The organism is Micromonospora sp. D75 (genome assembly GCF_018070405.1).
Lineage (GTDB): Bacteria > Actinomycetota > Actinomycetes > Mycobacteriales > Micromonosporaceae > Micromonospora > Micromonospora chalcea.
On record NZ_JAGPXV010000135.1, the window covers coordinates 1 to 11058 of the forward strand.

At 70.8% G+C, this 11058-nt stretch carries 10 protein-coding genes and 1 pseudogene; 9 read left to right on the forward strand and 2 right to left on the reverse strand.

Annotation, left to right across the window (positions count from 1 at the left end):
• Positions 1-168: 168 nt before the first annotated feature.
• From arc to KBX39_RS11185, 8 genes and pseudogenes are all read left to right on the forward strand, one after another.
• Positions 169-1950 carry a proteasome ATPase gene (gene arc / locus KBX39_RS11150; protein WP_043324384.1) on the forward strand — a complete coding sequence of 594 codons (1782 nt, stop codon included), beginning with the start codon at positions 169-171 and terminating at the stop codon, positions 1948-1950.
• Between the two features lie 167 nt (positions 1951-2117).
• Entirely contained in the window at positions 2118-3635 is a 1518-nt protein-coding gene (dop, locus tag KBX39_RS11155; RefSeq protein ID WP_036344014.1) for a depupylase/deamidase Dop, read from the forward strand.
• A gap of 107 nt (positions 3636-3742) precedes the next feature.
• Positions 3743-3949, forward strand: coding sequence for a ubiquitin-like protein Pup (locus KBX39_RS11160; RefSeq protein WP_030504127.1), 207 nt, complete (start codon positions 3743-3745; stop codon positions 3947-3949).
• 191 nt (positions 3950-4140) lie between these two features.
• Complete coding sequence (locus tag KBX39_RS11165) at positions 4141-4623, forward strand: endonuclease VII domain-containing protein (protein WP_281606197.1); 483 nt, start codon at positions 4141-4143, stop codon at positions 4621-4623.
• Entirely contained in the window at positions 4542-5381 is an 840-nt protein-coding gene (gene prcB, locus KBX39_RS11170) for a proteasome subunit beta (RefSeq protein WP_030504129.1), read from the forward strand. The genes KBX39_RS11165 and prcB overlap by 82 nt, the downstream gene beginning before the upstream one ends.
• Positions 5382-5444: 63 nt before the next feature.
• Positions 5445-6137 (forward strand): annotated as a pseudogene (prcA, locus tag KBX39_RS11175) (proteasome subunit alpha); the annotation flags it as partial.
• A gap of 290 nt (positions 6138-6427) precedes the next feature.
• Complete coding sequence (gene pafA / locus KBX39_RS11180; protein WP_030504131.1) at positions 6428-7786, forward strand: Pup--protein ligase; 1359 nt, start codon at positions 6428-6430, stop codon at positions 7784-7786.
• Between the two features lie 62 nt (positions 7787-7848).
• Positions 7849-8067 (forward strand): hypothetical protein, encoded by a 219-nt coding sequence (locus KBX39_RS11185; protein WP_030504132.1) that lies wholly within the window; start codon positions 7849-7851, stop codon positions 8065-8067.
• A gap of 7 nt (positions 8068-8074) precedes the next feature.
• Here the strand turns inward: KBX39_RS11185 and KBX39_RS11190 are convergent, their stop codons facing one another.
• Positions 8075-9019 carry a hypothetical protein gene (locus KBX39_RS11190; RefSeq protein ID WP_210870367.1) on the reverse strand — a complete coding sequence of 315 codons (945 nt, stop codon included), beginning with the start codon at positions 9017-9019 and terminating at the stop codon, positions 8075-8077.
• Positions 9020-9257: 238 nt separating this feature from the next.
• Here KBX39_RS11190 and KBX39_RS11195 point away from each other — a divergent pair, with 238 nt between their 5' ends.
• On the forward strand, positions 9258-9806 hold the full coding sequence (locus KBX39_RS11195; RefSeq protein WP_064446506.1) for a carboxymuconolactone decarboxylase family protein: 549 nt from the start codon (positions 9258-9260) through the stop codon (positions 9804-9806).
• 12 nt (positions 9807-9818) lie between these two features.
• On the opposite strand, the gene KBX39_RS11200 is transcribed toward KBX39_RS11195, so the two are convergent.
• Positions 9819-10904, reverse strand: a complete 1086-nt coding sequence (locus tag KBX39_RS11200) for a DUF3866 family protein (RefSeq protein ID WP_113973693.1) — start codon at positions 10902-10904, stop codon at positions 9819-9821.
• Between the last annotated feature and the right edge of the window lie 154 nt (positions 10905-11058).

Consider the following 11058-nt stretch of genomic DNA (forward strand, 5'->3'; position numbering starts at 1 on the left):
CCCATGTTCTCCCGTCCCACGCTCCGACGGTACCCGAACGCCCGTACCCACCCCGCGACCAGCCCTTCGCGATCAAGCTTCGGTGACGAGCGCGTTGCTGTGGACCGAATCGGGCTCATAGCGGCTAGTGTTAGGTCAGAACGTTCAAGCCCCCCGGGGAGGTGGGACGTGGCACGCAGCGACGACGCGGACTCGCGCGCCGCACGGTGGGAAAAGGAAGCCCACGATCTCTCCACGCAGGTCGCGTTCCTGCAAGAGGAACTCGCTCTGGTGCGGCGCAAGTTGACCGAAAGCCCTCGACACGTCCGGCAGCTCGAAGAGCGGCTGGCGGCCACCCAGGCCCAGTTGGCGCGGCTGACCGAGAACAACGAACGGCTCGTGAGCACCCTCAAGGAGGCTCGCGCGCAGATCGTGACGCTCAAGGAGGAGATCGACCGGCTCGCCCAGCCACCGAGTGGCTACGGCGTCTTCCTGGCCAAGCACGACGACGGCACGGTGGACGTGTTCACCGGCGGGCGCAAGCTCCGGGTGGCGGTCTCGCCGTCGCTGGAGGCCGACGAGCTGCGCCGTGGCCAGGAGGTCCTGCTCAACGACGCGCTCAACATCGTCGACGCGTTCGGTTTCGAGCGGGTCGGCGAGGTCGTGATGCTCAAGGAGATCCTGGCGGGCCCGGACGGCGCGCCGGGTGACCGGGCGCTCGTGGTGTCGCACTCCGACGAGGAGCGGATCGTGCACCTCGCCGAGACCCTGATCGGCAGCGCGATCCGGGCCGGCGACTCGCTCATGATCGAGCCCCGCTCGGCGTACGCCTACGAGCGGATCCCGAAGAGCGAGGTCGAGGAACTGGTCCTGGAGGAGGTGCCCGACGTCAACTACGAGGACATCGGTGGCCTCCAGGCGCAGATCGAGCAGATCCGCGACGCGGTGGAGCTGCCCTTCCTGCACTCCGACCTGTTCCGTGAGCACCAGCTCCGGCCGCCGAAGGGCATCCTGCTCTACGGTCCGCCCGGCTGCGGTAAGACGCTGATCGCCAAGGCGGTGGCCAACTCGCTGGCCAAGAAGATCGCCGAGCGGGAGGGCAAGGAGCGGCACACCAGCTTCTTCCTCAACATCAAGGGCCCGGAGCTGCTCAACAAGTACGTCGGCGAGACCGAGCGGCACATCCGGCTGATCTTCCAGCGGGCGCGGGAGAAGGCCGGTGAGGGCACTCCGGTGATCGTGTTCTTCGACGAGATGGACTCCGTGTTCCGCACCCGCGGCTCCGGCGTCTCCTCGGACGTGGAGAACACCATCGTCCCGCAGTTGCTCAGCGAGATCGACGGCGTGGAGGGCCTGGAGAACGTCATCGTCATCGGCGCCTCCAACCGGGAAGACATGATCGACCCGGCGATCCTGCGTCCCGGCCGGCTCGACGTGAAGATCAAGATCGAGCGGCCGGACGCCGAGGCGGCGAAGGACATCTTCTCCAAGTACATCCTCGCCGGCCTGCCGCTGCACGCCGACGACCTGGCCGAACACGGCGGCGACGCCCAGGCCACCGTCGCGGCGATGATCGACGCGGTGGTCCTGCGGATGTACTCCGAGACCGAGGAGAACCGCTTCCTCGAGGTCACCTACGCCAACGGCGACAAGGAAGTCCTCTACTTCAAGGACTTCAACTCCGGCGCGATGATCCAGAACATCGTCGACCGGGGCAAGAAGATGGCCATCAAGGAGTTCCTCACCTCCGGCCGCAAGGGGCTGCGCCTGCAGCACCTGCTCGACGCCTGCGTCGACGAGTTCCGGGAGAACGAGGACCTGCCCAACACCACCAACCCCGACGACTGGGCCCGCATCTCCGGCAAGAAGGGCGAGCGGATCGTCTACATCCGCACGCTCGTCTCCGGCGGCAAGGGCGCCGAGGCCGGACGGTCCATCGAGACCGCCAGCAACACCGGCCAGTACCTGTAGTCCGACCCTTCGACGAAGGCCCGTGGCGCACCCGCCACGGGCCTTCGCGCGTACGCAGGGAAGCCGCCACACCGGACCCGGCGCTGCCGCCACGCCCCCTCGGCGCGTCACGCCGACTACGCTCGACATGACGGGGACCGGGACGGCGAGCGGGAGCGGGCAGGTCGATGAGCGTCAGAAGGATCATGGGCACCGAGGTCGAGTACGGCATCTCCGTGCCCGGTCAGGCCGGAGCCAACCCGATGGTCACCTCCTCCCAGGTGGTAAACGCCTACGGGGCGCGGCCGGAACTCAACCGGGGCGGCCGGGCCCGCTGGGACTACGAGGAGGAGTCGCCACTGCGCGACGCGCGCGGGTTCACCTACTCCGGCGCCGCGTACGACCCGGCCGAGGCGCTCGCCGACGAGGACCTCGGCCTCGCCAACGTCATACTCACCAACGGCGCGCGGCTCTACGTCGACCACGCCCACCCGGAATACTCCACGCCCGAGGTGACCAACCCCCTCGACGTGGTCCGGTGGGACAAGGCGGGGGAGCGGGTGATGGCCGAGGCGGCCCGGCGGGCCGCGACCATCCCGGGCACCCAGCCGATCCACCTGTACAAGAACAACACCGACAACAAGGGCGCCAGCTACGGCGCGCACGAGAACTACCTGATGCGCCGGCAGACGCCGTTCGCCGACATCGTGGCGTACCTGACGCCGTTCTTCGTCACCCGGCAGATCGTCTGCGGCGCCGGGCGGGTCGGCATCGGCCAGGACGGCGGCCAGACCGGTTTCCAGATCTCCCAGCGGGCCGACTTCTTCGAGGTCGAGGTGGGGCTGGAGACGACGCTCAAGCGGCCCATCATCAACACCCGCGACGAGCCGCACGCCGACGCCGACAAGTACCGCCGGCTGCACGTCATCATCGGCGACGCCAACCTCTCCGAGATCTCCACGTTCCTCAAGGTCGGCACCACCGCGCTGATCCTCACCATGATCGAGGAGAAGGCGCTCGGCGCGGACCTGGGCATCGCCGACCCGGTGGGGGAGCTGCGCGCGGTCAGCCACGACCCGTCGCTGAAGCACCTGATGCGGATGCGCGACGGCCGCAAGCTCACCGCGCTGGACGTGCAGTGGGCGTACCTGGAACGGGTCAGCTCCTTCGTGGACGACCGCTACGGCAAGGACGTGGACGCGCAGACCGCCGACGTGCTGCGCCGCTGGGAGAGCGTGCTGGACCGGCTCGGCCGCGACGCGTTCGAGTGCGCAGACGAGCTGGACTGGGTGGCGAAGCTGCGGCTGCTGGAGGGCTACCGGGAGCGGGAGAAGCTCGGCTGGGGCTCGCACAAGCTGCAGCTGGTCGACCTGCAGTACTCCGACGTGCGGCCGGAGAAGGGCCTCTACCACCGCCTGGTGCAGCGTGGCTCGATGAAGACGATGCTCAGCGACGAGCAGACCCGCACCGCGATGACCGAGCCGCCGGAGGACACCCGGGCCTACTTCCGGGGCCGCTGCCTGGCGCAGTACGCCTCCGAGGTGGTCGCCGCGAGCTGGGACTCGGTCATCTTCGACGTGGGCCGGGAGTCGCTGGTGCGGGTGCCGATGATGGAACCCGAGCGGGGCACCCGGGCGCACGTCGGTGAGCTGTTCGACCGCTGCGAGAGCGCCAAGGATCTGCTGGAGACGCTCACCGGCGGGTGACCCGGATGCCGGAAGGCCCGTCGGGTGCCGGAACCGGGCGCGCGGCGGGCCTTTCGTCGCTCCCGCGAGGTAAGTTGATCGCAGGCGATCGTGGAGGAGGCACCACCATGGCGACCCAAGAGGGTGGGCAGACCCAGTCCGGCAAGTCCCGCGAGGAGGTCGACGAGGTCACTGCGGAGGCGAACCCCGAGGTGGCCGAGCGGCACGCCGAGATCACCGAGGACGTCGACGACCTGCTCGACGAGATCGACTCCGTCCTGGAGGAGAACGCAGAGGAGTTCGTGAGGGGATATGTGCAGAAGGGGGGTCAATGAGGCTTATGTCCGATTTGCCGGAGGCTTCGGACAAGCTTTGCCCCCAGTGCCGCCGCTCGCTTCCCGCGTCGGCGTTCCACCGTAATCGGCGTCGTCCAGACGGGCTGGCGTTCTACTGCAAGACGTGTGCCGCTGCTCGCTCAGAGGCGAGTCGCCGGAAACGTGGCATCGCGCCGCAGCGAAGGGCTGCCGTGCCGGTAGCCGACGGCCTCAAGTGGTGCCCCGACTGCGAGCAGATCAAGCCCGTTGACGATTTCCCCCGAACGACCAACGCCAGCGGTCGGCACAGCTACTGCAAGCCGTGCCACATCGCCCGCGGTAACGAGACGAAGCAGCGACTCTACGGCGGCAATCGCGAGTACCACCTGCGCCGCCGCTACGGGGTCGGGGAGAAGGAGTTCCAGGAGCTCCTGACCGAGCAGGGCGGCGTGTGCGCGATCTGTCGGCGCCCCGATCCGGAACATCTGGACCACGATCATCGCACCGGATGGGTGCGCGGGATACTCTGCTTCAACTGCAACGGTGGTCTTGGCCAGTTCAAGGACAACGCCGACGTCCTGGCCAGGGCGATCACGTACCTGAGAGGAACCACGTGGCAGCGGGTTTTGATCCATCCGGGCGTCTTCCAGATGTGTTCACCAACGCGGGGACGTCCTCCTTCACAGCGTTCCTGAGCAAGGTGGCCCCCGAGATGCTGCCCGGCCGTCGGCCGCTGCCGCCCGGCATGGCCGCCGACATGGCGCCGCACGCGACCACCATCGTGGCCATCTCGGCCGCCGGTGGCGTGGTCATGGCCGGCGACCGGCGCGCCACGATGGGCAACCTGATCGCCCAGCGCGACATCGAGAAGGTGCACCCGGCCGACGCGTACTCGCTGGTCGGCATCGCGGGCACCGCGGGCATCGGCATCGAGCTGATGCGACTGTTCCAGGTGGAGCTGGAGCACTACGAGAAGATCGAGGGCGCGATGCTCTCGCTCGACGGCAAGGCCAACCGGCTGGCCTCGATGATCCGCGGCAACCTGGGCGCGGCCATGCAGGGCCTGGCCGTGGTCCCGCTGTTCGCCGGTTTCGACCTGGCGGCGAGCGACCCGGCGCGGGCCGGGCGGATCTTCAGCTTCGACGTGACCGGCGGCCCGTACGAGGAGACCGGCTACGACGCGATCGGCTCCGGCTCGCTGTTCGCCAAGTCGGCGCTGAAGAAGCGGTTCCGGACCGGCCTGTCGGTCGAGGACGCGACGCGGCTGGCGGTCGAGGCGCTCTACGACGCGGCGGACGACGACACCGCCACCGGCGGCCCGGACCTGACCCGGCGGATCTACCCGGTCGTGATGACCGCTACCGCCGAGGGCACCCACCGGCTCACCGACGCCGAGACGGCGGCGATCGCGGAGAGCGTGGTGGCCGGCCGGATGGAGAACCCCGGCGGCTGACCCCGCTTCCCGTCCACCGACTCAGCAGTCCCGCACCATCAGGTCCGAAGGAGAACCGCCGCCGTGGCCATGCAGTTCTACGCCTCGCCCGAGCAGATCATGCGCGACCGCTCCGAGCTGGCCCGCAAGGGCATCGCCCGGGGCCGCAGCGCGGTGGTCCTGAGCTACGCCGGCGGGGTGCTCTTCGTCGCCGAGAACCTGTCCAGCACGCTGCACAAGGTCAGCGAGATCTACGACCGGATCGGCTTCGCCGCCGTCGGCCGGTACAACGAGTTCGAGAACCTGCGTCGCGCGGGCGTGCGGATGGCCGACCTCAACGGCCTGAGCTACGACCGGCGGGACGTGACCGGCCTGGCCCTGGCGAACGCGTACGCGCAGACGCTGGGCGCGATCTTCACCGAGCAGTCGAAGCCGTTCGAGGTGGAGATCTGCGTGGCCGAGGTGGGCGCCACGCCCGAGGACGACTCCCTCTACCGGGTGACCTACGACGGTTCGGTGAACGACGAGCCGGGCCGGATGGCGATGGGCGGCCAGGCCGAGGCGATCAGCGGGGTGCTGAAGAACGAGCACCGGCCGGAGATGTCGCTGTCGGAGGCGGTCCGCGCCGCCATGAAGGCGCTGAGCAGCGTCGGCGGCGAGGGCGGCGCGGCCCGCACGATCGCCGCGAACCAGCTGGAGGTTGCGGTCCTGGACCGGCGCCGGGTGGGGCGTACGTTCCGGCGGGTCACCGGCGCGGCGCTGACCGCGCTGCTGAACGGCGAGGCCGAGGGGGACGTCGCCCCGGCGCCGGGCCAGGCGAAGACGCCAACAGTGCCCACGGAGGAAGCGAAGAAGCCGACCACGTCGGCGGGCTCGGCCGATCTGGAGGGCAACGCGGAGGACAAGCCCGCCGAGTGACACCTACGCGAAAGACCCCGTCGCCGCGTCGCGGTGGCGGGGTCTTTCGCGTACGGGAGGCCGCCGGCTTTGCGGTCCGCGTGGGGAAGATCGCAAGCGGTGAGCGTCGGCGATGCCCATCGGAGGCTCCGGGCGGCTAATGTCTCATCATGGAGCGGCGAATCTTCGGCCTCGAAACCGAGTACGGCGTCACCTGCACCTATCGCGGGCAACGCCGACTGTCCCCCGACGAGGTCGCGCGGTACCTGTTCCGGCGGGTGGTGTCGTGGGGCCGGTCGAGCAACGTGTTCCTGCGCAACGGCGCCCGTCTCTATCTGGACGTGGGCTCGCACCCGGAGTACGCGACGCCGGAGTGCGACTCGGTGACCGACCTGGTGGCGCACGACCGGGCCGGTGAGCGGATCCTGGAGGGGTTGCTCGTCGACGCGGAGAAGCGGCTGCACGACGAGGGCATCGCGGGTGAGATCTACCTGTTCAAGAACAACACCGACTCGGCCGGCAACTCGTACGGCTGCCACGAGAACTACCTGGTGTCCCGGCACGGCGAGTTCGGCCGCCTCGCCGACGTGCTCATCCCGTTCCTGGTCACCCGGCAGTTGATCTGCGGCGCGGGCAAGGTGCTGCAGACGCCGCGCGGCGCGGTCTACTGCCTGTCGCAGCGGGCCGAGCACATCTGGGAGGGCGTCTCGTCGGCGACCACCCGCAGCCGGCCGATCATCAACACCCGGGACGAGCCACACGCGGACGCGGAGCGGTACCGCCGGCTGCACGTGATCGTCGGTGACTCGAACATGAACGAGGTCACCACGCTGCTGAAGGTCGGCACCGCCGACATCGTGCTGCGGATGATCGAGGCGGGCGTGGTGATGCGGGACCTCACGCTGGAGAACCCGATCCGGGCGATCCGCGAGGTGTCGCACGACATCACCGGCCGGCGCAAGGTGCGGCTGGCCGCCGGCAAGGAGGTCTCGGCGCTGGAGATCCAGCAGGAATACCTGGCCAAGGCGACGGAGTTCGTGGAGCGCCGGGGCGGTGACCAGACCGCGAAGCGGGTGGTCGACCTGTGGGGGCGGGTGCTGCGCGCGGTCGAGACCGGCGACCTGGACCCGGTGGCCCGGGAGATCGACTGGGTCACGAAGCTGAAGCTGATCGAGCGGTACCAGCGCAAGCACGACCTGCCGCTGTCGCACCCGCGGGTGGCGCAGATGGATCTGGCGTACCACGACCTGCGGCGCGGGCGCGGCCTGTACGGGCTGCTGGAGCGTCGCCGCGAGGTGGACCGGGTGGCCACGGACCCGGAGATCTTCGAGGCGAAGGAGACGCCGCCACAGACCACCCGGGCGCGGCTGCGCGGCGAGTTCATCCGGCACGCCCAGGAGAAGCGGCGTGACTTCACGGTGGACTGGGTGCACCTGAAGCTGAACGACCAGGCGCAGCGCACGGTGCTGTGCAAGGACCCGTTCCGGGCCTACGACGAGCGGGTGGAGCGCCTGATCGCCAGCATGTGACCGCCCACGGGCGGCCGGTGCCCGGCACCGGCCGCCCGTGGCACGGGTAGGCTGTCGTCGCGATGAACACTTCCGAATCCGCCGGTCGCCCCGACCGTGAGACGTCCTCCGGCCGCGACGGCGGCGAGAAGCTCAACTGGATCGATCGCCGCCGGGAGAAGATCCGGGCCGAGATCGAGCGCAACCGGCGCGGTGACTACACGGTCCCGACGTGGGTGCTGGCGGCGGCGCTGGTGCTGATCGTCGGCGGGTGGCTGGCGTTGATCCTGCTGCTCGGCTGAGTTCGGCTCAGTTGTACGGCATCCGGGGGAACCAGCCGAAGCCGAACATGGCCGGCACCCGGATGTCCCAGTAGATGACGGTGAAGACGCCAAGCGCGACGAGCAGCGCTCCGGTGACGGCGGCGGCGCGGCGGGGGTCCGCCATCCAGGCGAGGAAGCGTCCGCGGCTGATCGCCACGGCGAGGGCGAAGACGGCCGTGACCAGCAGGATGTTCCCGAGGGACTGCAGCGTGAACGCCAGCGCCCCGTAGAGCGGGTTGCCGGTGTCGACGGCCCAGTGGAACAGCTTGTTGAACATCGGGTACGGGCGGCCGACGAGGAACCCGCCGACGAGCGCGCCGATGGTGATCACCCGGGCGACGGGCCGGTGCGCGAAGATGTCCGGCACGAGCTTGAGCGCGGCGAGCCCGAGGTAGGTGAGGGCGAGTCCGATGACGCCGAAGACGACCGAGGACTGGATGAGGCGTACCGGGACGGTGCCGACCGTCTCGGTGGACAGCTGGGGCAGCCGGTCGCCGAGCAGGACGCCGATGATGCCGTAGGCGGCCGAGACGACGACCATGCCGAGCGCGAGCCAGCCGACCGGGCGCAGCAGGGCGCGCAGCGCGGACCGGGTGCCGCCGGCGGGGTTGGCGCCGGAGACCTGGCTCATCGGCCCGACCGAGGCCGCCACGGCGATGTTGCAGGCGGTGAAGGTGCCGGCGAAGCCGGAGACGAAGGCGAAGAGCATCCCGGCGACGGCGCCGGTGATGGCGGTCTCCTTGGCGTCGTGGCCGAGCACGGTGTTGGCGACGTTGTCGCCGATGACCTTGTCGACGAGCTCGAAGGACCACAGGACGGCCAGCAGCACGCCGGCTGCCGCGCTGATCAGGGCGAGTCGGAGGGGATGCGGCGGGCGGTGGGTGGAGATCCCGGCGTCGGGGGCCGCGTTCGGGAGTTGTCGCAGTGCCATGGGGGTCGCCTCCTAACGGCGGCCAGCCGCGTTTCCCGCGCGGCTGCCTGGCGCGGACGGCGGTGACGGGATGGCCGGAGTCGATTTCCCGGACAGTATGGGGAGGCCGCGCAGGGCCCTGGTTCTTCGATCATGCTGACCTTTCTCCGGTGTCTGGCCCGGGCGGCGGGGGTGGCGGCACTCTGGACGGCGGGCCGCCGGCGTGACCGGGCCGGCACGGACAGGGGAGCGTGACGTCATCGCACACATCGATCTCGGGCTGGACGAGAAGGCCTATCCGGGCATCCAGGGGCCGCTGCGGTTCCGTCCGGAGACGGCAAAGCCGCTGGGCGAGCTGGCGGAGGTGCTGTTGCGCGCTCCGCATCCCACCTTGACGCCGGGGGAGCGGGAGCTGATCGCGGCGTACGTCTCCGGCCTCAACGACTGCGACTTCTGCTGTTCGTCACACGCGGCGTTCGCCGCCGCGCAGCTGCCCACGGGGATGGAGTTCGTCGACCGGGTGCGCGCGGACGTGGCGACCGCGCCGGTCGGCGCGAAGCTGCGGGCGCTGCTGCACATCGCCGCCGCGGTCCGGCGCAGCGGCCGGGAGGTCACCACCGAGCTGGTGGAGGCGGCACGCGCGGCGGGCGCCACCGACCTGGAGATCCACGACACGGTGCTGATCGCGGCGGCGTTCTGCATGTTCAACCGCTACGTCGACGGGCTGGGCACGTGGACGCCGCAGGATCCCGAGGTGTTCGCGCGGGCCGCCGACCACCTGGTCGCGAACGGCTATCTGGCGATCTGAGGGCGGCGGGGCTCAGCCCAGCAGGCGGGCCGCGTGGCGGCCGGCGGCAGCGGCGGCCAGGAAGTAGGCGTGGTCGGCGTCCAGGCCCCGGCCCATCGTGGACAGGCCGACCGGGCCGGCCCGCAGCGCCGCGTCGAGGCCGTCGGTGGGCACTGTGACGATCGTGTGCCGGTCGGCCAGCGGCGCGAGCGCCGCGGCGACCTCCGCGGCCAGGGCGGGGTCGAGGCCGTCCGGCACCACCAGCTCCGCGGGGGCCAGCGCGACCCGGCCGTACGCGGTCAGGCTGTGGTGGGAGACGCCACGGTGCCGGGGCCGGGCGTCGGCGTCGGAGATGCGCAGCGAGCCGACCGGGCGCCCGCCCAGCGTGGCGACCGCGTTGACGGCCTCGCCGACGGCGACGCCGGAGAAGCCCCAGCGGGTTCCGGTGCCGAGGTTGCCGGGGCCCTGGGCGACGATCGTCAGGTCCGCGCCGAGTACGTGCCGGGCGGCGAGCAGGCCGCTGTGCAGAGTGCTCGCCTCCAGGTCGCCGCCGAACGCCTGGCCCACGCTCACCGTGCCCACGAGGTGACCGGCCAGGCCGGCCAGGGTGCGGGAGAACCAGGCGGGCAGCGCCCCGCCGTCGGTGAGCACGTACGCGACCCGGGCGTCGGGCGCGTCGGCGCGTACCCCGGCCAGGATCGCCGGCAGCGCGGAGTGCAGGTCGGCGGTGACCACCGGCATGCCGTCGACCGACTCGGCGGCTGCGAGCAGTTCGTGGTGCGGCGACGCCTCCTCGTCCACGCCCAGCAGGATCGGCTGCAGCGGCGTGTAGCGGGCCTTGACCAGGTGGCCGGCGTCGCGGCTGTCGCCGGCCTGCGGCGGGTCGGCGGGCAGCCGGTCGGGCAGCGCGACGACCAGCGCGTAGCCGCCGGTGCCGAGGCCCATCAGCAGCGCCCCGGCGTTGAGCAGCACCCGGTCGCCGGGCTCGGGCTCGCCGACCAGCGCCGGGTAGGCCAGGGCGCGCATCCGGACGCCGTCGGGCAGGTCGACGTCGAGTTCGACGGCGCCGGCCCATCGTCGCCGTACCGCCGTGACCGTGCCGGACCGCCATCGCACCATGCGGTGCACGGTATCGGCCGGGGTGCGGGCGGGCCGGGGGCGGGTCAGGTGTCGCCGTCGAGCGGGCGACCCGTCTCGTCCTGGGTGGTGCGGGCGGGCCGCCCGGCCGTGCGGGAGCGGGTGGGGTCGAGGAAGACGTACGCGATCTCCGGGA